At 49.9% G+C, this 23,359-nt stretch carries 19 protein-coding genes, 1 other RNA gene and 3 pseudogenes; 11 read left to right on the plus strand and 12 right to left on the minus strand.

Annotated features, from left to right (window positions below; translation table 11 throughout):
• Window positions 1-20 precede the first annotated feature (20 nt).
• Entirely contained in the window at window positions 21-1,388 is a 1,368-nt protein-coding gene (glmM, locus tag A7C91_RS03125) for a phosphoglucosamine mutase (RefSeq protein ID WP_068664828.1), read from the plus strand.
• 2 nt (window positions 1,389-1,390) lie between these two features.
• On the opposite strand, the gene A7C91_RS03130 is transcribed toward glmM, so the two are convergent.
• Window positions 1,391-2,206: an MBL fold metallo-hydrolase gene (locus A7C91_RS03130; protein ID WP_068664830.1), complete on the minus strand. Its 816-nt coding sequence runs from the start codon at window positions 2,204-2,206 to the stop codon at window positions 1,391-1,393.
• Between the two features lie 368 nt (window positions 2,207-2,574).
• On the opposite strand from A7C91_RS03130, the gene A7C91_RS03135 reads away from it, so the two are divergent.
• The 4 genes and pseudogenes from A7C91_RS03135 (at window position 2,575) to A7C91_RS03150 (ending at window position 7,450) form a co-directional block, all read left to right on the plus strand.
• The gene (locus A7C91_RS03135; protein WP_068664832.1) at window positions 2,575-4,455 is read left to right on the plus strand and encodes an OPT family oligopeptide transporter; all 1,881 of its coding nucleotides are present in this window, start codon (window positions 2,575-2,577) and stop codon (window positions 4,453-4,455) included.
• A gap of 39 nt (window positions 4,456-4,494) precedes the next feature.
• A complete protein-coding gene (locus A7C91_RS03140) occupies window positions 4,495-4,830 on the plus strand; it encodes a PqqD family protein (RefSeq protein WP_068664834.1) in 336 nt (111 codons plus the stop codon).
• A 12-nt stretch (window positions 4,831-4,842) separates the two neighbouring features.
• Window positions 4,843-6,111 carry a M20 family metallo-hydrolase gene (locus tag A7C91_RS03145; RefSeq protein WP_068664836.1) on the plus strand — a complete coding sequence of 423 codons (1,269 nt, stop codon included), beginning with the start codon at window positions 4,843-4,845 and terminating at the stop codon, window positions 6,109-6,111.
• Window positions 6,112-6,319: 208 nt separating this feature from the next.
• Window positions 6,320-7,450 (plus strand): annotated as a pseudogene (locus tag A7C91_RS03150) (serpin family protein).
• A 522-nt stretch (window positions 7,451-7,972) separates the two neighbouring features.
• Here the strand turns inward: A7C91_RS03150 and A7C91_RS03155 are convergent.
• Window positions 7,973-8,461 (minus strand): hypothetical protein, encoded by a 489-nt coding sequence (locus A7C91_RS03155; RefSeq protein WP_068664838.1) that lies wholly within the window; start codon window positions 8,459-8,461, stop codon window positions 7,973-7,975.
• Window positions 8,454-9,011 carry a hypothetical protein gene (locus A7C91_RS03160; RefSeq protein ID WP_068664840.1) on the minus strand — a complete coding sequence of 186 codons (558 nt, stop codon included), beginning with the start codon at window positions 9,009-9,011 and terminating at the stop codon, window positions 8,454-8,456. Before A7C91_RS03160 ends, A7C91_RS03155 begins: the two co-directional genes overlap by 8 nt.
• A 535-nt stretch (window positions 9,012-9,546) precedes the next feature.
• Here A7C91_RS03160 and A7C91_RS03165 point away from each other — a divergent pair.
• A complete protein-coding gene (locus A7C91_RS03165; protein WP_068664842.1) occupies window positions 9,547-10,290 on the plus strand; it encodes an RlmF-related methyltransferase in 744 nt (247 codons plus the stop codon).
• 76 nt (window positions 10,291-10,366) lie between these two features.
• Here A7C91_RS03165 and A7C91_RS03170 read toward each other — a convergent pair.
• A pseudogene (locus A7C91_RS03170) lies at window positions 10,367-11,556 on the minus strand (class I SAM-dependent rRNA methyltransferase).
• Window positions 11,557-11,629: 73 nt separating this feature from the next.
• Here A7C91_RS03170 and A7C91_RS03175 point away from each other — a divergent pair.
• Window positions 11,630-11,938: a DUF5748 family protein gene (locus A7C91_RS03175; protein WP_068664844.1), complete on the plus strand. Its 309-nt coding sequence runs from the start codon at window positions 11,630-11,632 to the stop codon at window positions 11,936-11,938.
• Window positions 11,939-11,951: 13 nt separating this feature from the next.
• On the opposite strand, the gene A7C91_RS03180 is transcribed toward A7C91_RS03175, so the two are convergent.
• From A7C91_RS03180 to A7C91_RS03190, 3 genes are all read right to left on the minus strand, one after another.
• Entirely contained in the window at window positions 11,952-13,079 is a 1,128-nt protein-coding gene (locus tag A7C91_RS03180; RefSeq protein WP_068664846.1) for a tripartite tricarboxylate transporter permease, read from the minus strand.
• Window positions 13,061-14,227, minus strand: a complete 1,167-nt coding sequence (locus A7C91_RS03185) for a hypothetical protein (protein ID WP_068664848.1) — start codon at window positions 14,225-14,227, stop codon at window positions 13,061-13,063. The genes A7C91_RS03180 and A7C91_RS03185 overlap by 19 nt, the downstream gene beginning before the upstream one ends.
• A gap of 67 nt (window positions 14,228-14,294) precedes the next feature.
• Window positions 14,295-15,044, minus strand: coding sequence for an ATPase domain-containing protein (locus A7C91_RS03190; protein ID WP_068664850.1), 750 nt, complete (start codon window positions 15,042-15,044; stop codon window positions 14,295-14,297).
• A 135-nt stretch (window positions 15,045-15,179) separates the two neighbouring features.
• On the opposite strand from A7C91_RS03190, the gene priL reads away from it, so the two are divergent.
• From priL to A7C91_RS12500, 3 genes and pseudogenes are all read left to right on the plus strand, one after another.
• Complete coding sequence (gene priL / locus A7C91_RS03195; RefSeq protein ID WP_068664852.1) at window positions 15,180-16,382, plus strand: DNA primase large subunit PriL; 1,203 nt, start codon at window positions 15,180-15,182, stop codon at window positions 16,380-16,382.
• Window positions 16,375-17,409: a DNA primase catalytic subunit PriS gene (gene priS / locus A7C91_RS03200; RefSeq protein ID WP_068664854.1), complete on the plus strand. Its 1,035-nt coding sequence runs from the start codon at window positions 16,375-16,377 to the stop codon at window positions 17,407-17,409. Before priL ends, priS begins: the two co-directional genes overlap by 8 nt.
• Before the next feature lie 44 nt (window positions 17,410-17,453).
• A pseudogene (locus A7C91_RS12500) lies at window positions 17,454-18,255 on the plus strand (DMT family transporter).
• Here A7C91_RS12500 and rnpB read toward each other — a convergent pair.
• The 4 genes from rnpB to A7C91_RS03225 all read right to left on the minus strand — a co-directional run bounded on the left by rnpB (window position 18,241) and on the right by A7C91_RS03225 (window position 20,946).
• Window positions 18,241-18,562: RNase P RNA component (gene rnpB, locus A7C91_RS03210), an RNA gene on the minus strand. The pseudogene A7C91_RS12500 and the gene rnpB sit on opposite strands and share 15 nt — an antisense overlap.
• 47 nt (window positions 18,563-18,609) lie before the next feature.
• Complete coding sequence (locus tag A7C91_RS03215; protein ID WP_068664855.1) at window positions 18,610-20,214, minus strand: hypothetical protein; 1,605 nt, start codon at window positions 20,212-20,214, stop codon at window positions 18,610-18,612.
• A 42-nt stretch (window positions 20,215-20,256) separates the two neighbouring features.
• Window positions 20,257-20,472 (minus strand): hypothetical protein, encoded by a 216-nt coding sequence (locus A7C91_RS03220; RefSeq protein ID WP_324609529.1) that lies wholly within the window; start codon window positions 20,470-20,472, stop codon window positions 20,257-20,259.
• A gap of 66 nt (window positions 20,473-20,538) precedes the next feature.
• A complete protein-coding gene (locus A7C91_RS03225; protein ID WP_068664860.1) occupies window positions 20,539-20,946 on the minus strand; it encodes a DUF61 family protein in 408 nt (135 codons plus the stop codon).
• A 220-nt stretch (window positions 20,947-21,166) separates the two neighbouring features.
• On the opposite strand from A7C91_RS03225, the gene glnA reads away from it, so the two are divergent.
• Window positions 21,167-22,489, plus strand: coding sequence for a type I glutamate--ammonia ligase (glnA, locus tag A7C91_RS03230; RefSeq protein WP_068664862.1), 1,323 nt, complete (start codon window positions 21,167-21,169; stop codon window positions 22,487-22,489).
• Here glnA and A7C91_RS03235 read toward each other — a convergent pair.
• Entirely contained in the window at window positions 22,486-23,355 is an 870-nt protein-coding gene (locus tag A7C91_RS03235; protein WP_068664864.1) for an EamA family transporter, read from the minus strand. The two genes, glnA and A7C91_RS03235, sit on opposite strands and share 4 nt — an antisense overlap.
• Window positions 23,356-23,359 lie beyond the last annotated feature (4 nt).

A 23,359-nucleotide genomic window follows, 5' to 3' on the forward strand; every position in this document is an offset into this window, starting at 1 on the left:
CAAGTAGTCATGGTGGTGCTATGAAGCTCTTCGGAACAGCGGGGATTAGAGGCACTCTTTGGGAGAAGGTCACGCCAGATTTGGCGCTGAAGGTCGGAAAAGCGCTAGGAACGTATGTCAGAGAAGGAAAAGTCACGATAGCCCGGGACGGCAGAACGTCCAGCATAATGCTTGAAAATGCACTCATTTCTGGTCTTCTGAGCTTGGGCATGGAGGTCATCAAGTTTGGGCTTATACCCACGCCTGCCCTCGCGTGGGGAACCAGACGCTACGGCGACACTGGGGTTATGATTACGGCGAGCCATAACCCGCCGACCGACAACGGAATAAAGGTATTCAACGGAGACGGAACGGAGTTCTACCTCGAGCAGGAGGAGGAACTGGAGAGAATAATCTTCTCGGAAAATTACAAGAAAGCAGGGTGGGATGAGATAAGGAAAGTCCATGAGAAGGACATCGTGGACGAGTACATAGGCGAGGTTCTTGATTTCGTCAATCACGAGACGAACCTGAAAGTCCTCTACGACGGTACCAACGGTGCCGGAAGCGTTGTTGCCCCATACCTCCTCCGCGAGATGGGGGCGAAAATTATAAGCGTCAACGCCCACATCGACGGCCACTTCCCGGGAAGAAAGCCCGAGCCAAAGTATGATAACATAGCATATCTCGGCCCGCTCGTGAGGGAGCTCGGCGTTGACCTGGCTATAGCCCAGGACGGCGATGCTGACAGAATAGCGGTCTTCGATGAGAAAGGCAACTACGTAGATGAGGACACTCTCATAGCGCTCTTCGCTAAGCTCTATGTCGAGGAGCATGGAGGAGGAGTAGTCGTCACCTCGATAAACACGGGCTCGCGCATAGATGAAGTCGTCGAGAAAGCCGGAGGAAGGGTCTACCGCGTCCCACTCGGCCAGCCCCACGACGGCATAAAGAAGTACAACGCGATTTTTGCCGCCGAGCCATGGAAATTCATCCATCCCAAGTTCGGTCTCTGGATAGACAGCTTCGTCACGATGGGTCTGCTTATTAAACTGATAGACGAACAGGGCAAGCCGCTGTCGGAAATAATCCACAAGGAGATTCCGACCTACTACCTCACCAAGAAGAACGTGAAGTGCCCCGACCAGTACAAGAAAACCGTGCTTGAGGTGGCCAGACACGTCCTTGAAGAGAAGCTCAGGAACGAGATAAAGGAAATACTAACCATCTCCGGCTTCCGCTTCAACCTCAAGGACGGTTCGTGGGTCCTTGTAAGGCCGAGCGGAACGGAGCCGAAGATAAGGTTAGTCGTGGAAGGCCCGACGGAGAAGAGGCGCGACGAGCTCTTCGAGCTGACCTACGGCACCGTCAGAAGGGCTGTGGAAGAGGCAATGAAAAAGAAGAAGTAAAGCTAAACGAACCGCGCGGGCCTCAGCGTCCGCACCGCTATTTCGTTTTTATCCACCATTACTTTAAAGCCCTCCTTGGCGACGTAGGTCTTCACGCCTGTTACGGTCTCTATGTATTTTGCTTCTTTGTACGGGTTCGCAAAGTGCATTTTCATGCCTATGTGGCTCATGACGAGGACTTCGGGCTTTCGCTCCATCCTCTTGAGCATCATGACAACGTCATCAGTGCTGAGGTGGTAGGGAATCCCCATGTCCCTCGGCCTTGTCACAGCCGCTATGATGAGTCTCGAGCCGTTGTGCCATTCGATGAGCTCGTCGAAGTACTCGGTGTCGGGGATATATGCGATATCTCCGTAACGGGTCTTCATTCGGAAGCCTATCGTCGTCGGATCCGAGTGTTTCGTGGGAGTTATTATGAACTCCTCCTCCCCAATGGGTATTTTATTTCCGGGTTCGGGTGTGTGGATCGACTCGAGGACGTTCATGTGGTACTTAGAGACCGCAGGGGTGTGCGTCTCGTCCCCGTATACAACGCTCTTCGATGCTATCAACATGCCTCTCTTCTTGAGTGCACCTCCAGTCATGGCTTCAATCATGACTTCGGTGTCGTTGCAGTGATCAACGTGCCTGTGGGAGACGAATATTGCATCGAGCTTCCTGGGGTCGAGTTTGTACCTCCACGAGCGAACGAGTGCCCCCGGCCCGGGATCAACGTAGACGTTCCTGCTCGCCCTTATATGGAATCCTCCCGTGGAGCGGAACTGGGTTATGGTGATGAACCTGCCGCCGCCGCTGCCGAGGAAGGTAATCTCTATCAACTCTTCACCCCCGTGTTCTTTTGCAGACGTACGGATATCACGCCGAAGGTATATAAGGCATTGCCCCACCCCCAACCAGCAGTACCTCAAGTTATGATCAGGGTAACTCAAGAAATTTGTGAGCCATTACTGCAATCCCACGGCATTTTACGATCAAGAGAACACTCCATTGGAGTTGAGATTCGATTTTATAACATTGATGTATAACTACAGTCAAGATTGCTCTAATATATACAGGCATTAGCGTAACAAAATGTAATAACATAAGGTGAATGTTAAAATGGTTCGATGTAACTTCCAGAAAAGGGAAACGTTTTTAACATAGAACCAACATAATTAATATGCATATACCTTCTGGGGGTGCAAATATGGAACTAAAACCATACATCCCGCCCGAAAAATCACTGCCAGAATACACCCTCAAGGCTTTTGTTTTGGGTGTTGTTCTGGCAATTATAATGGGTGCAGCAAACGCCTACCTTGGTATGTATGCAGGAATGACCGTTAGCGCCAGCATTCCCGCAGCTGTTATATCGATGGCAATTCTCTTCGCGTTTAAGGACAGGAACATCCTGGAGAACAACATGGTTCAGACTGCAGCGTCGGCTGGAGAGTCTCTGGCGGCGGGCATAATATTCACCCTGCCTGCCCTGGTGGTTCTCGGTTATTATACCGAGTTCCCATACTACCTCGTGACACTGATAGCAGCCCTCGGTGGTTCCCTCGGTGCCCTCTTCACAGTGGTTCTGAGGAGGGCTTTTATAGTCGAAGAAAAGCTCCCGTATCCAGAGGGTACCGCCTGTGCTGAGGTCCTCATAGCGGGAGATAGAGGTGGAAGCCACGCCAAGCCGATATTCTACGGCGGTATCTTCGGTGGACTCTACAAGCTCTTTGGAAGTGCCGGCCTTTGGTCTGGAACTGTTGAAACCGCCAAGATTGTCGGTTCAAGGGTCCTCTACATAGGAAGTGACCTCTCTGCAGCCCTCATCAGCGTTGGTTACATCGTTGGCCTGAACATTGCATTCCTCGTGTTCCTCGGTGGTGCCATCGCATGGTTCATTGCAATTCCCATCTATGCCTCCCACATGGGGAACCCCGACAACCTAAGCGCTCTTGACCTCGCCTGGACCATATGGAGCACCAAGATCAGATACATGGGAGTTGGAGCGATGGTCGTTGGTGGTCTCTGGAGCCTTATTAAGCTCAGGAGACCAATAATAAGGGGTGTTAAGACCGGTCTCGAGGTCGCAAGGAGAAAGCAGTCTGGAGAGTCAATACTCAGGACTGACGAGGATCTGCCACTCAACCAAGTCATAATGCTCATAGCAGCCTTCGTCATTCCGCTGTTCCTGCTCTACTACCACATAATCAACTCGATAGGAATCGCGGCAGTCATGGCAGTTATACTGCTCATCGTCGGATTCCTTGGAAGCTCCATCGCTGGCTACCTGGCAGGTGTCGTCGGTTCTTCCAACAACCCGGTTTCGGGAATCACCATCATGAGCCTGCTCTTCACGGCCTTTGTCCTTAAAGCCCTCGGTCTCAGCGGAATGGAGGGCATGGCTGCAACGATACTCGTCGCGGCCGTCATCTGTACAGCGGCGGCGATAGCAGGTGACACCATGCAGGACCTCGCCACGGGTTACATCGTTGGTGCAACCCCCAAGAGGCAGCAGGTATTCGAGATAATCGGCACCTTCTTTGCAGCTCTCGTCATGGCCCCCGTGCTTAACCTTCTGATTCAGGCCTATGGAATAGCAGGAACTCCAACGGCCAAGGAAAATGCCCTTCCCGCTCCACAGGCCTTCCTTATGGCCAAGGTTACCGAGGGTGTGTTCACCGGAACCCTCGAGTGGACTATGGTCTACATAGGCGCCGGTATAGCCATTGTACTCATAATCCTTGACGAGATGCTTGCCAAGAGAGGCTCAAAGTTCAGGACCCCAGTTATGCCTGTCGCTGTCGGTATCTACCTGCCGCTCAGCCTTGGCGTACCTATCTTTATCGGTGGAATCACTAGGCACCTTGTCTCAAAGGCCAGGGGCGGTGGAGAGGAGAGCCCAACCGACCCAGGAGTGCTTGGAGCGGCGGGTCTCATCGCTGGAGAGGCAATAATGGGAATAATCTTCGCCGCCCTCATAGTGGCGGACGTTGCCCCGTCCATAGGATTCAGCAGCAACCTCCTCGGAATACTGTTCCTCCTCGGCATCTTGGCATGGCTCTACATGACCGGAAAGAAGAGGGACTGATTTTTCTTTACTCTTTTTAGCTCCTAGGGAGGTTCATGGATGGAGGAATATTTATATCTGATTCCAGAGCGTAACGAAAACGTTGAACTGAGAAAAATCGAAGGAAAATACTACCTCCTAGTACCAATGGACTCGCCCCTTGATTTCTTAGCTAGGAGACTCCATGGTGATTACAGGAGAATAGAGCTCAACGAGGTCGGAGCCTTCATCTGGGAGTTATGCGACGGTAGGAGAACGGTCGAAGAGATTGGAAAGCTGCTGAGGAACAGGTTTGAAAAAGATGTTGAGCCACTTTACGAACGCCTGATAACATTTCTTTTTGAACTTCACAAAAGGAACCTGGTTAGGTTTAAAAGGGTTGGCGAGTTAGAGTAGGTGGTGATACTCATGAGCGAAACCCTCGAAAGAGTCTCTCAAGAAATCGAGAACCTGCGCAACGATATGGTAGAAACCCTCGTGGAGCTCATCAAAATCCCAGCCATAAGCCCGAACTACGGCTACGAAGGCGAATACGACAAGGCGCAAAAGCTCCTTGAGATAATAAAGGACTGGCCCTTCGATAAGGTTGAGGTCTATAACGCCCCAGATGAGAGGGCTAAGAACGGCGTGAGGCCGAACATTCTCGCCTATTACTACGGCGAAAATGGGGAAGAGTCACCGAGGCTCTGGATACTCACCCACCTCGATGTTGTCCCGCCCGGAGACCCAAGCAAGTGGACAGTCACAGAGCCATTCAAGCCAGTCGTTAAAGAAGGCAAAGTTTATGGAAGGGGAAGTGAGGACAACGGGCAGAGCTTGGTTGCTTCGCTTTATGCGGTAAGAGCCATGATGAACCTCGGGATAAGGCCCAAGCGCACAATCGTTCTGGCCTTCGTTAGTGACGAGGAGACCGGAAGCAAGTACGGTATCGAGTGGCTTATGAAAGAACACCCCGAACTGTTCAAGGAAAACGACCTCGTTCTCGTTCCGGACGGCGGAAACGAGGATGGAACCTTCATCGAGGTGGCAGAGAAGAGCATCCTCTGGTTCAGGGTTAAGGTTAGAGGCAAGCAAGTTCACGCGAGCATGCCCGATAAGGGCCTAAACGCTCACCGCGTTGCCCTTGATTACGCTTACCACTTGGATAAGCTCCTCCACGAGAGGTATTCCGAGAAGGATGAGCTCTTCGATCCGCCAGAGAGCACTTTCGAGCCGACAATGGTTAACGGCCCGGCCGATTCGCCGAACATCGCACCCGGAGAGCACGAGATAGTCTTTGACTGCAGAATTCTGCCGAAGTACAGCATAGATGAGATACTGAGCGATGCAGAGAAGCTCGCGGAAGAAGTGAAGGTAAAATACAGTAAGGAAATCGGCGGAGAGGTTCTCCCGGAGATAAATGTCGAAGTTATCCAGCGCCTCGACGCTCCGGAGCCAACCGACCCGAACAGCGAGATAGTGAAACTCCTCCAGACGGCCCTCAAGGAGCTCCGCAGAAAGGATGCCAAGGTCGGCGGAATAGGCGGCGGAACCTTCGCGGCCTACTTCAGAAAGCTCGGCATTCCAGCAGTTGTGTGGGCAACACTTGATGAGATGGCTCACCAGCCCAACGAGTACGCAAAGATAGACAACATGGTTGAAGATGCCAAGGTTATGGCGGCCTTGGCGCTGCTCTGATTTTTATCCGTTTCAAGCCGGTTTGAAGCCATCGCCAGGTATTTATACTTCTCCAGTGTAGTAATTTCGGTGATTCCATAAACGAGCCGTTTTACTGGTCTTGCTCCTCACCGTCATCGTTGCGGGCTGTCTCGGGCAGGCCGAGAATGTCAGGCCCTCCACGACATCAAGCAGCTCAACATTCACGCCGCCGGGAACGAAATACGACATGCTGGAAGAGGGTCATAAAGACCTGGTAGTTGAGGGAATCAACACCTTTGCCAGTGACCTGCATCACAAACTGGCCGAAGAAGACGACAACGTGTTCTTCTCTCCCTACAGCGTTGAAACGGCGCTAGCAATGACATACGAGGGGGCGAGAGGAGGCACGAGGGAGGAAAGGGGAAAGGTCCTCCACCTACCCCCCGAAAACGACACGAGATGGACGGGCTTCAGGTACCTGTTGCTCTCCCTGGAAACCCCATGCGGTTCTCCATACGTCCTCAAAACCGCGAACGCGCTCTGGGTTCAGAGGGACTACCCAATCAACGAGAAGTACCTCTGGGTCACGAGGATGTGCTAAATGGGTGAGGTCGAGAAGGTCGACTTCATGAACGACCCGGAGGGAGCTGCCAGGGAAATAAACGGCTGGGTGGAGAACCAGACGAACGGCAGGATTAAGGACATCGTCTTGAGGCTCACCCCCTCGACAAAGCTCGTAATAACGAACGCGATTTACTTCAGGGGGAACTGGTCGAGCAGATTCAAGGTGAGCGAGACAAAGAACGGGACGTTTTACTCGCCATCGGGCCCGGTTACGGTTCCGATGATGCACCAGACCGGGAAGTTCCCATACTTCGAAAACAATGAGCTCCAGGCACTTAAGCTGCCCTACGAAGGCGGAAGGCTGGGCATGTTGATAATCCTGCCCAGAAGGAGAAGGTTTGACGAGGTCGAGGCGAGCCTGAGCCTCGGGCTCATAGAGGGCATCCTGAACGACAAAGTGAAGGAGAGCGTGGAGATAACCCTGCCAAAGTTCAGGTTCGAGAAAGAGTACCACCTGAAGGACACCCTCATGGAGATAGGCATGAGGAGCGCCTTCACCTTGACAGACTTCTCGGGAATCTCGTCCGGAGGTGGCCTGGTTATAAGCGACATCATCCACAAGATTTTCATAAGCGTTGCCGAGAACGGAACCGAGGCGGCAGCGGCAACAGCCGTCATAATGACCCTAGCTGCCACAGTATAACCGGAAGACACGAAAGTATTCAGGGCAGACCACCCGTTCATCTTCCTCATCTACGACAGGGAAACGGGGGCAATACTCTTCATGGGGAGGGTGGTTGACCCGAGGGACTGACCAACCCTATTACATATTTTTTTCTGTTTCTGCACAGCAGGCATGTGATAGCAACAGCAAATAGTATCACAGCTAACAGCCAGAATTCATGTTTATCTTGGCGAGGGGAAGTAACGTTAGTTCCTTTCGAATGTGAATATATGGTATTGGCTGAAACGAAAGGAGATGCCATGTTAGAATAGTAAAAACTCGGACTTACAAAAACAGAAGTGCTGTTGTTCGCGGTAGCAAGAACAGTGGAATATCTAAAATTAATCCTGCCAACTTTAAAGGCTTTAAAAGTTCCACTGCAAAAGAAGATATAGATCGGCTTCTTAAGGAGATGCAGGAGTTTGTACTGGCCTATTACATTACTTTTAATTTTTGACTTTTTCCAAGAGGTCTTAACGTAGTATGTAATGTTATACTGCTGATCAAGGTATAGCACAGATGCAGGGCTGTTTTGAATAGAACAGTCTTGATACCTAACCCCAGCCCCCCTTATCTAAATGATTACTTTTGGAAGAAATATCAAGCTCCCATTCATGTTATATCCCCACAGGTGCCGGATCCAGCAGTATCCCAGAGATATGGCAATATTTCTGAAACAGGAACTTTGTAGATACTCTCCCCAAAATTAAACAGTATAGAGCCATTTACATGAACTCCCTTAACGAATTTTGTTTTAGTCCTAAATCGTGCCCGATTTTCCGAAACGTTCAAATTTAGCCTGGGGCACATTGAGTATGCCCTTGTGTAGCACTCAGTCCCAAGAAAGCGCACCTCAGAGGAGTCCACATAGTAGTACCAATCAATTTCCGTGTCGGGATTCACCCATACATCATCGTATGCATCAATCTCTTCGGTGAAGATGAATATTATGTTCGAATTTGGAAGGGTTCCTACGGACACGTGAATACCCCTGGTTGGAGGTAGTCCTTGGGTTATAATCTTGACATTAGATGACACAAAAGGAAATGTAAAAATAAGGAAACACAATGATACTGCAATTATTTTAAGGAAGCTAGACATACCTTTCACCTAACGTTTCTTGGCAGTACCCATTCATAAAACTAATGTTATTCAAGTTTGTATCAAAGTAGTATGCTAGGTTAATAAGCTGCCCAGAACACTCGACGTATTTACATGCCCTATCTTTGTATTCAGTGGAGGGATGCCAAATCCCACTGCAATTATCATCACCGCCTGTCAAAATTCTGCCATCACATTCAAATTCGACGAAGACGTTGCTGGTATTTTTGGAACGATTTATGTCAGTTAGCATATCCACCCATTCACCCAAAGAAAGGCCAGTCCTCACTTTTCTTTCCTCATCTGTCCACTGCACATTTTTATACCAATCCCTGCATTGATAATAATTTGATTGAACGAAGACCAGATCAAAAAATTCTGAACCTCCTGGAATTGACCAATCCTTTCCGCACACTGGATAATCACGGGGCCAGATATCGGTATTTTGGAGGGCATATGTCCTGGCGTAGGGAATCCATATAAACTCAAGGCCTCTGTTGTGGATTTCTTCACTTAAAATGTCAATAGTTTGGGGGTTCACGTAAGGCATTTATCCATGATTGCAAAGAACATCTTTATAGTAATTTATAAACATCCAAACACTTTCAAGACTCCAATAAAATCCCCTGAGGTTGGAAGAATTTACACTCAGTACTCCGTTTAGCCAATCAAGCCAGTACTTGTTCCCTCCTTTTGGATTCTCTCGTGGGTCTGGAATATAGCTCTTCCAGTAAGGAATTGCCACATATACCGGGATACTTTTTATTATCGAGAAGATATCTTCAGCGAATTTTCTTCCATCATTGAAGCCATTTCCAGTGTATACAGCAAGTTCTTTGACACCACTATCTACCCTTTCCTAGCTGGAAGAGCCACTGCATAGTCAAAGAATCTCCCAAACTCATTTTCAGCATTGCCCAGCGTGGAGATGTTCTCTTCGCCATTCCACCTAAAATACCACAGTCCAAATGTTACCATCAACGATCATCAATAGTATTTTAATGACGATATTATTTAAATCTTTCTATGACTTCTAAACAAAATAACTCATAAAGTTGAAAAACCTCCTTGTTGATTGTATTCCCATGCCAACATGGAAGGACGGAAAGCTCGGACTGCTTATCAGTGAGGCCGTTAAGATCTTCCCGGAGCTGGAGAGACACCTCGACAAGAAAGGCAGGCTGGACTTCTCGAACAGGGAGGCAAGGATACTCTACAACCAGGCTATCGCGAAGGCCGTTTTCGGTCTCGACATAGAATACCACCCGCGCGGACTTGTTACTACCCCCATTTCACGATACATCTTTCTGAAAACCTTCCTCCGCGGCGGCGAGAGAGTTCTTGAGATAGGAACCGGGCATACTGCCATGATGGCGCTCATGGCGGCGAAGCTTTTCAACTGCGACGTTACCGCGACGGAGATTGATGAGGAGTTTTTCGCCTATGCCAAGGCCAACATCGAGAGGAACAATGCCAGAGTCAGACTAATCAAAAGCGACGGCGGGATAATCCGGGGTGTAATCCCTGAGGGGGAGAAGTTAGACGTTATCTTCTCTGCCCCACCCTACTACGAGAGGCCTACGAGGGGAGTTCTGACGGAGAGGGAAGGTGTCGGTGGAGGAAAATATGGAGAGGGCTTCTCAGTGAGGCTTATAAAAGAGGCGCGCGATTACCTCCCGTCCCGCGGAAAGGTTGCCCTCTTCCTGCCAGATAAAAAGCCGCTTATCGAGGCAATAAAGGAGAAGGGGGAAGAGCTAGATTATAAAACCAGAGATGTGAGATTCAAAGCCGGGACCCGCTGGAGGCACAGCCTGATTTTAGAGACATGAGGGACTCGGGCCCGTGGGCATCTCATCACTCACGCCGGAATCAGAGGAGGTGCTTTCTCCTCATCGTCCCTCAGGTTCACTTCATGTCCTCCACATAGAGGAAGAGCGCCTTGAGGTATTCCGTATCTTTGGAGGCCATAAGTATCGGATGGTCTGGCGCCTGGGTTCTGTAGGGCTCAATCATTTTGAGGAACTTGCCAGCCTTTGCTGCTGCAGCTATCACCATGTCCTTGAAGGTCTGCATGTCAACGTGCTGGGAGCACGAGGCAGTAACGAGTATTCCTCCCTCCTTGACGAGCTGTAAACCTGCGTAGTTCACGTTGAAGTAAGCTCTAAGACCTCGCTTTAGGTCCTTTTCATGCTGGACGAAGGCGGGTGGATCGAGGATCACTATGTCGAACTTCTCGCCGCGCTTTATCATCTCCTCCATGACAGGGAAGGCGGAGCCGACGATAAATTCCATTCTATCCTCGACGCCGTTGAGCTTTGCATTTTCTTTGGCCATCTCGATGGCCCTCGGTGACTTGTCAACGGCAACTACTTTTTCGGCACCGGCGACGGCCGCGTGGATAGCGAAACCGCCGGTGTACGTGAAGACATCTAGAACATTCATCCCAGGCTTGACATACTTTTCCAGGGCTATCCTGTTCTCCCTCTGGTCGAGGAAGAAGCCGGTCTTCTGCCCGCGCATGTCCACCATAAACTTTGCCCTTCCTTCCTCTATTATCGTGCGATACTTCTCCTTGCCGAGGAGGACGCACTCTATCTCGGGCAGGCCTTCCCTCCTGCGCGACGACCGGTGTTCTTTTCGAAGACGGTCTCTATCTCAGGCTCGGCCTCCATTATGGCCTCGGCCAGATCAAGCTTGAAGCGCTCCATTCCAACACTCGAAATCTGGAGAGAGGCTATCTCGTTGAACCTGTCGACGATTAGACCGGGCAGATAGTCAGCCTCGCCGTAGACCATGCGGTAGGCCTTATCATAACCTAAAACCTTCTTCCGATACTCATTGGCCTTCTTAATCCTCTCGCGGAAGAGCTCCTTGTTTATCTCAGTATCTTTGTCCTTCGTGACGAGACGAACCATTATGTTGGAGTTCGGATTGACGAAGCCTTTTCCGAGGAACTTCTTTCCGCGTGTGTAGACCTCCGCTATGTCGCCTGGCTTAACCTTGCCCTCAACGCGGATCACGCCCTTTTTAAAGACTATCATCGCGCCTTTACCTATAGCTCTCGCAGCTTGAGCGTCAACGTAAACCTTTGCCACCATTCTCACCACCTTTAGGAGTTCGACGATAGGTATATAACCCTTAGCGTCCCTAATATTTAATGGTGGTTCTATGAACTTCGATGTAGTGAAAGAGTTTCTGGAAGAAATTGGGGCGGATTGGACAGAGATAGATGGCGAAATCCACCTCGACCCCAAAATTTTCTACGAAGTTTGGAAATACATGGGGGAGCCTGACCTCGAGACGTACGTTATAGAGTACGAGGTCGTAGAGCCTGGTTCATATAATCCGCCAGAGAAGAAGTACGTCAGCGCTAAGACCGTTAAACTCAAAAAAGCCTATTTCACTACCCTCGACGGCAAGAGGATAGTTACCGATTACCCGGAACTCCAGAAGATCCTGGGGGAGAAATCCGCCTAATACCTTTTCCCTTCTATCCGATTATTATCGGAAGCATGAGAACACCCATGCAGTTCGTCCTTTTGACGCCGAGATTCGAGGCAAGCAGGCCAATCATAGATGCCCCAATCAGGACAAGAACACCAAGAGGGCCGTCAAAAAGGTAGGACAGGTCAAACAGGAAAAGAATCACGGCTAGGTTGAGCATTCTGTAAGGAACGCGTGAGACGACCCTCAGAATCAGGCCCGCAAGGGTCTCACCATAGATTAGGACGACCATAGATATGAAAAGCGCCGCAAGGAGATAGAAAGTTAGGGCCCCGCTTCCAGCAGGAGTCATCAGCGCAACGATTCCGTTTCTGACTCTACCAGTCGCCAAGAAGTTCGCAAAGGAAAAGAGGAAGTTCGAGGTGTTCACCGAAAAGACAACAGTGAGGAAGGAGCGCTCATCCCGGGAAAAGAACGAGCCGAGTAGGGCAGCCTGAGAGGCCGTGAAAGCAGGGACAAGGGAGGCAATCATACCAAGGAGTGTCCCCAGGAGTGAAAACCCAATGAACCTTTCCCCACTCATTTCAATTTCCGAGCTTTTCGTTTCCATGGGAGGGTTTTTAGAACGGAGTGCTTCGATAAGCACCGGGAGACCAAAGAGGCCAGTGAAGAGATGATAATATGGCTGTCTCAAAGAAAGTCTGAAAGTCAAAATTCCCAGGATCCCCGAGAGCAGGAACACAATGAGCGCAAAAGACTTTCTCCAGCCGCTCTCGGTGAGAATCAGAAAGGTCGCGAGAAAAAGGACGAATATTCTGCCGAACGTGGGGCGATAGAGATGCACAAGCGAGATGTATAATGGCATCAGTGGGATGACGATAATAACTGCCAGAAAGCTAGCCCAGAGGGCTATTCTAACCACTTCCATCGCCCTTCCCTGAAGAACGAGCCTGTGCGCAGGAAGAACTCCCAGAGAAGTTCCTTCATCTGGCACACCAAAGAAAGCGGATGGAACGACGTCTAGGAAGGTGTGGGTTAGCCCCATTGAGAAAAGGAGTAGGTTATCCGCAACCCCAGTTTTAGAGAGGAAAGCGGCCAGGGTGTTCACGTGGATTCCGGGGGAAATGCCGCTCAGCGTTCCGCCGAGGATCCCTGCTAGCATCTCCCTGAGCAAAGGTCATCACCCAAGGCTATTTCAAGGGCGGGCATGTCTCGGTAAGTTGTGAAGACCCCGTAGGCCGTAACCGTCTGATTCTTCTCCAGCGAAATTCCAAGAGATTTCCTGAGCTTGAGGAGAACCCAACAGTTTCCGTCTGTAACGTTCGCAAGCCCAAAGCCGTTTTTGTATACCTTAACCCACTCGACCACTCCGCTCATTCTGACAAGTTTACCTTCCTCGAAGTCGCAGATGGCGTTGGAGAGCTTCTCCCTGGGCTTGACAACTTCACAGCTAAGGCAGTACAGAGATGACTTCCTTCTGAGGGCCTCAAATGAGACGGTGTCTCCAACCCGGGCCGAGAAGCCGTAGAGCCTCAACTCCGTGCAGTTAAGCCTAAGAGAACGGCCAACATCCATGACAATGCAGGTACCAAAGGCTATATCCCCAACACGCGCCAGAGAGACGTTTTTACGATCTGCATCTCCCACAACATCAACGTCATCAGGGGAATCAACGATGAGCGAAAGCCTGGAATAGAACTTCGCTATCCCAAGAACGTGGATTTTCTTGCCGAGTTCGAGCTCTGTTCCGTAGGGCAAATATAGAACGATCTCTTCACTTCCGTTCCAGATAACAGTTCTCGAGCCCGTATAGAGCACAACTCCCTCAACACTCCACGGCATCCCATCCCGGGGTGTTTCTGGAATACCAAAACCTCGATATCTCAGGACGTAGAACTTTCTCCCATACCACAGTCCTTCAGCCTCTACAACCTCACCCTTCGATGCATTAAGGCAGCTCCCGAGCCTAATCCTGTCTGGTGTTAGAAGATAGCAGCCGTCAGTGGGCCAGTAAGCGCCCGTGATCTTTTCCAGTGGAAAATCGAGCTCGGCGGGTTCAATCATTACCGGCTTTATCCTTAACTCGCCTGAGGAGTTCATAAGCCTGCCAGTTATCTTGTAAACTCTTCCTTCCTCAAGGGGAGCATAAACCCCAACGCTCGTTTTTCCGTTGTTCAAAACTGAAAAAGAAGCCGAGGAGTACACACATAACCCCGTGAACTCATCTAGCTTCTCGTTCTGCTCCCCAAAAGTAGCCATGGCGCTTAAAACTATTATGGAGCCGACAATTAAAACCACTGTTAACCTTTTGTTTCTGACCATGGTTTATAGTAACAATGAAGACTTAAAAAGTTTACCCCACTAGAATAAGAATACAGAAAGGAGAGAATCAATAAACCTCACCGCTTGGATAAACGACAATACCTTCCTCAGTTATCTCGAAGGGGTATTTCTTCATAGAATGTTTGGTCTCACGCATCTTTCTGATGAGGAGATAACGTTTCAGCTCCACGCCCTTCTCCACGAAGTCCAGTAGGACAACACCCCTTGCAATATACTCTTCCACGCAGTACTTGCTTATCCTGCCCCTGCTAGGATCGGGAGCTTCAGTGGTTAAAATTGAAGTAACACCAATCTCAAGGAGTATCGTGTTAAGCTGCAGAAGAACTTCCCTTATTCTGGATTCTTCCCTAAGTCTAAAGGCTATTGAGGGGATGGAGTCTATAACAAGTCGCTTCGCGTTTATTGATTTAACCACGCGGTAGATGTAACGGAGAAAGTCCTCCGCGTTGATGTTCCCCTCAAGAACGAACGGCTCCTCAGAGGGGATACCAACAACAGCACTGACACCATCAACTATAGCTATCATCCTTTTCTTCTCATATTCCTCAAGATCCCATCCGAAAGCCTTCATTTCTCTCCTTAGATCCTGTGCTCTCTCCTCTAGGGTAACTATAACTCCCGGCTCATTGTACATCTCGGCACCTTTATAAACAAACTGAACAGCAAACGTGGTCTTACCGCTCCCTGTTGGACCAGTGACAAGAACAGTAGTCCCCTTTGGGAATCCCCCCTGAATTAAATCATCAAAACCTGGAATACCACTTTCCACCCTCTCAATCTCATATTTTCCGATCATCCGAATCACCTTCGGGGTGTTCACTACGAACCAATATCTCCATCTAATATAACTTGTGGACTTAAATGGATATAAAACTTTTGGGATGCATAAGAGTTTTATGCCCCTACCAAAATAAAGATGAGTGGTGAGGCCATGTTAGACCCCTTTGGACATGAAGCAAGGGAGCTCGTCAAAGAACTCGGCGATATCACTGACCTGCTCACGAAAATTCCCTCTTACGTTGGAATAGAACAAGCTCTGGAGAGAGTAGTTTGGGTAAAATCTGGTGAGATTCCGGGAGATATCCTATGTCTCAGTGAGCTCCAGGACCTTATGACATTTTACGCCCTCCTTGGAGCCCTTGCGTTTTCACCGTATGGTATAGAAATGGAGCTGGTGAAGGAGGCAAACCTCAAAATCTACTCTGAAAGGATAAAGCAAGCAAGAGATATAAAGGGAATCGCAGTTCCGCTGGAGAACGCTGGAGAAGGAGAGATCCCCAATAAGGATAGGGTCATACTGGAGCGAACCCATCACACCGAACTATCCCAAGGCGACAGAGAGAGGCTGAGACTCAAATACAAAATTGAGCTGAAAAAATTCCTAGATCTATGGGATGGAAACCTGAAGGAAGTCTACATAAGGGGAGGTTATGCATTCCTAACCCAAAAGCAGATCTTGAGACTGTGGAGAAACGCCTTCGAGAAGAACCTTGAGAGGGTAGCAAACCTTCTCTATGAAATAAGGGATGAACTTCCAAGCTATTACCTTCAACTCTACGAAAGACTACGTGAACTTGCCAGGGAGTACTTTAAAGAACGGCTTGAGAGAATGGGCTCTGCAGAAGCCCAACCCCTGCGCTTCGACCTTTTCCCACCTTGTGTTAGGATAGCCCTCGGCGGTGTTCCTTCTGGCCTGAGGAATTATGCAATAACCGTTTTGCTCACCTCCTTCCTGAGCTACGCAAGGATATGTCCAAATCCTCCAAGGAGAGACGTGAGGGTCAGGGATTGCATTCAAGAGTTGGGCATAATTGAGAAGGAGATACTCCCCATCATCATAGAGGCAGGAAACCGCTGCTCGCCGCCCCTCTTTGAGGATCAGCCCCATGAAATTAAGAACATCTGGTACCACCTCGGTTTCGGCCTAACTGATAGGCCAACGCTGGAAGACAGCGGTAACTCCACCTGGTATTTCCCTCCAAACTGTGCAAAGATTAGGGCTAACGCGCCCCAGCTCTGCAAGCCAGACCGAGACTGCAAGAATATCAAGAACCCACTGACCTATTACCTCAGAAAACTATACTTTGAGAGCAGAAAAGCTGAAAGGACTGGAGAAGGTGATGAGAATGGCTGAACTTTTCCGAGAGGTGAGCAAAGAGGAGAGGATTCTCTACTACCACACCGAATGGGACGCGAAAAAGTTGCCAGAGTTCATAATCGAAACCCTTGAAAACAAGGAGTTTGGCTTTGACCACACCGGGGAAGGGCCCAGCGACAGGAAGAACGTCTTCATGGATATTAGAGACCTAGAGGACTACGTGAAGGCCACAGCCCCCTACGCGATTTACTCAAGCGTTGCACTGTACGAAGAACCAAAAGGCATGAGCGGCTGGCTCGGAGCGGAGCTGGTGTTCGACATAGACGCGAAGGACTTACCCCTCAGAAGGTGCAATCATGAGCCTGGGAAAGTCTGCCCAATCTGTCTGGAGGATGCCAAAGAGCTGGCCAAAGACACTCTCATTATTCTCAAGGAAGACTTTGGATTTGAAGATGTGCACGTGGTCTACTCTGGAAGGGGATACCACCTCCGCGTTCTCGACGACTGGGCGCTCCAGCTTGACTCAAAGGCGAGGGAAAAGATTCTCTCGTACATATCGGCGGCAGAGGAAATAACGTTCGAAGACGTGCAGAGCAGAAAGGTAATGTTATCCTCGGGTTACTTTAGGGTCTTCCGCCTCCGTTTTGGGTACTTCATAAGGAGGATTAACGAGAACCATCTACTCAACATCGGTCTAAGAAAGGGGCAAGTTAGGAGGATAATCGAAAAAAGGGAGGAAATCTATGAGGGCTTCGTGAGAAAGGGACTCCTAACAGCTTTTCCGCAGGGGACGGGCTACAAAACCCTTATAAGGCTCTTCGCCCTCTCAAGCACGTTCTCAAAGGCATACTTCGACGGGCGCGTTACCGTTGACGTTAAGAGGATTTTGCGCCTTCCATCAAGCCTACACTCCAAGGTGGGACTAATAGCGACGTACATAGGCTCCGAGGAGAGGAAGCTGGAGAAGTTTAACCCCCTTCGCGACGCCGTCCCGGAGTTCAGAAGGGAAGAAGTCGATGAAGCCCACGAGGAGTGGATTGAACTCCACGGGGATGAGCTGTGAACGGGAGGATAAAAATCATAGTCTCAATGCTCATCTAGGGAAGTGTGGGCATTTTTGCACGCTTTTCCAACCTCTCAGGGTTAGGTGTGGCCTTCTTCAGGGTTTCCCTGGGCGCACTGGTGCTCTTCTTGGTCTGTGGGGCTGGGAAAAAGACATGGATCATAAACATTAGGAAATCCCTAAAGGAGAAGCAGAAAGCCCTCGTCGCGCTAGGAATTGCTCTGGCCCTCAACTGGGTCTTCCTATTCACGGCCTTCAACTACACGACCATAGCGAAGGCAGTTCTCGTTTACTACCTTGCACCAGTTATAGCAACGCTCATTTCATGGCGCTTCCTGGGGGAGAGGCTAACTGTAAAAAGGTGGGCCCTAGTGGGTCTGGCCTTCTTCGGCCTCCTCCTCATAATGAGTGGATAAAAGATGAACTTCAACGACAGAGGCTTTCTGGGGATAATCTTCGCACTAACGGCAGCATTTTTCTACGCCCTCATCCCGAACCTCGGAAGGTTCATGAGGAACGTTGACAGCTAGTTCTAACTTTCCTCCAGCTGGCGATAGCATCACTGGTTCTAGCGCCATTCATAGTGGTTTCCGGCGTTGGAAATCCTGTATGGTGGGCGGTTACAGTGCTCGTCATCGTCCACACAGCCTTTGCATTGCTCATCTATATGGACGGCCTGAAGGAGGTCGAAGTGAATGAAGCGGCATATTGAGCTATTTAAACCCACTGAGCGCTGTGGTTTACGCATTTATAGTTTTCAGTGAGGTGCCGGAGCTCAGAACAGTCATCGGCGGTGCGCTGATTCTTCTCGCTTCACTGCTGGACATTTGGGCGAGGGGGTCGTAGCCCGCCTTCTGTATCAAGGGGGCATTCGACTAAGCGGCCTACCACGGGGCTCCCACCGGGAACTCATCGCCCCTTCCTCGGCCTTGCACCCCGCGGGACGGCCGTTTCACCGGTCCCCGACGGGTCGTCTGCGGGTTAACTCGGGCGCCGTCGCCGGGCCCTTCGCCGCTTTCATACCCATCTCCGCCGGGACGTGTCGTTTCTGCGCCGTTGCCCTCCCTCTCAGGAGGTGCCTTGCGGCACCGCGGCCCCGGTGCGGTGGGCGGAACTTCCTCAGGAGCACCCCGAGAGCCCCCGACCCCCTCGCCAAGGGAAAGTTGTAGAAAAGGTAATAAAAAGGTTTGGTATTGAATGTTACTTCTTTGGGAGCTCCCTGTTCTCACTGAATCTTGGCTCTTTCGGCCTTTGGAACCTGCCCAACGGTGAGCGTCTTTTTGGCTTTGGTCTGAAGTGCTTCTTTGTTTTCCCCTCAGTTTTTGTGTAGTAGAATGCGCCAGCAACAAAAAGCAGGATGACTACGACGAGAAAGGCCATCCACCATACAGAGGATCCGCCGCCTTCAGTAGTCGTTGTTATGGTGCTGTTCGTACTACTCGTTGCCGTTGTCTTTGTAGTTACTAGTGGCTGGAGGTAGACTTCCCCTTTCTTACTGCTGTCCTCATCCATTGAGGATAGCGTAAATTCGTATTCAACGACCTTCCCTACAGGAAGTTTGAGCTCAAGGGTTATCTCGTTGATACCCTGCTTCAGTGTCTCCGAAATGGACTCCCTGTAGAGCACGTTGCCTTCACTGATTATCCTGTACGTGAGGGTACCATCAACGTTACCCCCGTTGGGGTTAAGGATACTAATGGTAAAAACAACCCCATCCTCTGATAGCCGCTCATACGTTACGTTCCTAATCACGGGCGGAGCCAGAACAGTATAAGATACGTTGCCCTCACCAATCAGTCTGCCGTTAAAGGTCAGCTTTATGAACGCCCTAAGGAAACCAGGAACGTCTGTCGGGAGAGACACATCCAAAACATCGGTACCTCCACTAACAGTTATCGGAGTAGTCATGTTTGAGATGAGGCTTCCTCCTTTGTAAGTCTCCACGGTGAGGTTCAGCCCTATTGACCTCTCAGAGATGAGTGTCAGGTAAGCCCTGTTATCCTCACCAAGTTTCACCTCGCTCGACTGAAGGGATAAACCTACAAGCTTGACCCCAAACTTGACTGGAAACTCCCTGGAGTATCTATAGCTCCCATCACTGTACTGTAGGATGTAGTCAAGTTTGTAAGTGCCCTCCGGAATCTCATAGCCTACAGGAATTTCAAACTTAACGAAGTTGTCACCAGGAACCATCTCAAGCGTCCTGTTCTCGAAGAAGTAGACATTTCCATTCCCCGTGAACAACACTGCCGCAGATATACTGACGTTGGAGTGTCCTATGTTAATGACATGAGAGAAGACAACTAAGGTCTCCCCATTGAGGATATACGGAGAACCGAGCCTTTCCTTGACGTAGGCCTCTGCAACCTCAAAGCGAAGGGGTTCGGCTATAACCCTGAGAGGAACCTCAGCATGAACAATATACATCGAACCTTCACTGGTGAAGGCCCAGAACTTTAGATAAAGAGTGTAAGTTCCTCCCTCCACACTCGCATTGCAAGAGATGTTATAGAGAAGAGAGTAAGTTTTCTGGGGTGACCAGTCGCTGAATATTCCGGGGTGGATAGTTAAATCGAATCCAGAAACCCTGTTTCCGTTTGAGTCCTCAACCCAGAAATCTTGATAGCTGACCACCTTAAAGCTGAGGCCACCAGCGTTGGTAAGTTGGATCGTTCCTGTACTGTAGTCTCCGCGGAGAACGGTTATTATATCATTCGTTGTGAAGCTCACGAACTGGGCGGAAGAGCCAGGCAGGGTCGAGATAACCAATAGTAAAGCGATCAACGTGACCATTGCCCTTCTCATGCGTTCCCACCATTGGTAGTTGTGACTTTGTCCATATAAAGGCTACTCTCCATAGAACAGGAGCAAGACACCCATAAGAATCAAACCCACAAAAAAAGCCACCGCAACTTTGTAGATGGTCAGCTTGGAAAAGTGGGGTCTTATCACAAGAGCCAGAATGAGCAGCATGAAACCGTAGAAGGCCGTAAAAATCCCGAGGGCAACGTTTGGTCTAACACCCAGGAGAAGAAGAACACCAAGTACCGCACCGGCTAACATCGTCACATGGGGGACAGTGAAAATGAGATAGTCTCTTAAAACCCGTGTATTTTCGTCCATTGGGCATCACTCCGCTATGAAGGCGTATGTTGTTGTGGTTGGAAGGGTTTTTCTGATTTTCGGCAGAAGATACCGGAGATATAGCTCCTCGCTTTTCTCATCCAGTACGGTATAGGTGCCAAGAATCTTGTCTATGACCTTGACTTCAATCCTGCCCCTAACCCTGAAATAGCCCCTGTAGATGGTGCTTATCTCCAGGACTATGGGAACCCTGAGCTTATCCTCTTCACCGTCATCGAGAAGGGAGCGGAGGTACTCGAGCTCCGAGCGCCTGAAGTAGTGGTAGCTTCCGTCACGGAGGCGAACTTTAGGCTCCTCAACATCGATGAGTTGGCGCAGGGTAGGTCTCACAACCGGCAGATGGAGGTTCACCCTGGCTATTTCCCTGTTCAGAATATCCTCGGCAGTTGGCATGGTTTTGCATACAACCCGAAGCACAAAAACCTTTGTTCAACATTAATTTGTAAATTTAGTGCAGAGAAGATAACTAAATGTGCAAAATTTTGTCAACACATGTTCCCAATGGGGGATACCTCGTCATAATGACAAAAACACAATAAAAAGGCTTTTATTATAGTGTTTGTTCAAAAACTTAGCGAAAAACTGAACATAGTAACATTAAGTGGTGATAAAAATGAACGAAATAGCCAAAGCTGGAACATTCCCAAGTGAGTCCCAGAGGTTCATTCAGCTGATATTCGTGGACATCAATGGAGTTCCAAAGGGAATGGAGATACCGGCGAGCAGGTACGAAGAGGCAATAACTGAGGGCATAACCTTCGATGGATCTTCAATCCCAGGCTTTCAGGGAATAGAGGACAGCGACCTAGTCTTTAAGGCGGATCCAGAGACCTACGCTGAAGTGCCGTGGGAGGGAATAGCGAGGGTCTATGGTTACATATACAAGGACGGAAAGCCATACCATGCCGATCCAAGAGGAGTTCTCAGGGAAGCCCTAAAAAGGCTCAAAGAGGAGGGGTTCAAGGCCTACATCGGCCCAGAGCCGGAGTTCTACTTATTTAAAAAGAACGGTTCGTGGGAACTCCACATACCAGACAGTGGAGGTTACTTTGACCTCGTTACACTCGATAAGGCAAGAGCCCTCAGGAGGGAAATAGCACTCTACATGCCCTCCTTCGGCCTAACTCCCGAAGTTCTTCACCACGAGGTTGGGAAAGCTCAGCACGAGATAGACTTCAGATTTGACGAGGCACTGAAGACGGCAGACAACATCGTGAGCTTCAAGTATATCGTCAAATCCATAGCAGAGATGCGCGGACTCTACGCGACCTTCATGCCCAAACCGCTCTACGGAATGCCTGGCAACGGAATGCACCTTCACATAAGCCTCTGGAGGGACGGCGAGAACGCCTTCATAGGAGAGGATGGTCTGAGCGAGACCGCGCTCCACGTCCTCGGTGGAATACTCAAGCATGCGAAGGCTCTAGCTGCAATCACGAACCCCACAGTGAACAGCTATAAGCGCCTCGTTCCTGGCTACGAGGCACCGGTCTACATAAGCTGGGGGTACAGGAATAGGAGTGCTCTCATCAGGGTACCGGCCTTCTGGGGCAACGGTGCACGCATTGAATATCGCTGTCCCGACCCGAGCGCCAACATATACTTCGCCTTTGCCGCGATATTAACCGCGGGTCTGGACGGCATCAAGCACAAAACCGAACCATCGGCCTACGTTGAGGAGAACGTGTACGAGATGAGCGACGCAAAGAGGAGCAACCTGGGGATAGAGACCCTTCCAGAAAGCCTTGGTGAAGCCCTTGAAGAGCTAAAGAAGGACAGGATCGTAAGAGAAGCCCTCGGGGATGCATACAAGAACTTCATAAGATATAAGGAGCGCGAGTGGGAGGACTACATTTCCTACCTCGAGGCCAGAGAACTGTCACTCGAGACGAAAAAGGTGACAGAGTGGGAGCTGGAAAGGTACTTCTACATCTAATGAACCTCATCAAGAGTCGCTTCCCCGAGTTTTTCATTTTCTCTTGCGTGCACGAGCATCGAGCCGCCTATGATGAGCACTGCCCCAACGAGCTGCTTCAAAGTGAGGGTTTCTCCAAAGAGGATGAAAGCAAGGACAATAGCCACCACGGGTTCTATGGTAGCCACTATTGAAGCCCTGCTGACCTCAACTTCTTTGAGGGCGTGGTTGTAAAGGATGTATCCAAGAAACGTCGGAAAAAAGGCTAGGGCGAAGAGATAGGGAAACGCACCAGCCGGGACACTGAAGTCAGTGAACGGGAACAGATAGATGAAACCGAACAGGAGGGTGTAGAAGAGGGCCTTCTCTGGCTCTTCCTTTCTAATGGCGAACTTCGCTAATACGCCATAGAGAGCATATGTAAAGCCCGTCAGCAGGCCAAAGATGAGCGCTTTGGTGGAAAACTGAACCTTTCCCCAGTTAACGAGAAGAACGCCAGACATCACCATAGCCAGGGCGGCGACCTTCTCCCTGCTGAGAGCCTCCTTGAATATTACCCTTCCCAGCACTATTGAGTAAACGGGAGCCGTGTAGAGGAGCAAAACGGCAAAGGAAACGGAGGATATGGTGACCGTGTAGAAGTAGAGGGTGTAGAATAGGAAGATGCTGAAGAAGCCATAGAGGGCGTAGAACTTCAGTCGAGAGCGCTCTATCGAAAAGCCACATCTGAAATAAAGATAAACCGCGAGGAGCATCAGGGCAAAGAGAACCCTGTAAAAGACCATTGTGAAGGGGCTCAGTCCAAAGCTGTCCAAGTACTTAGCAAAGATGCCCAGAGTTCCCCACATTGAGGCAGCAAGAAAAACGAAAAGGTAGCCTTTTTTCATGGAC

This window comes from Thermococcus piezophilus, from assembly GCF_001647085.1.
In the GTDB taxonomy this organism is placed as follows: Archaea; Methanobacteriota_B; Thermococci; order Thermococcales; family Thermococcaceae; genus Thermococcus; species Thermococcus piezophilus.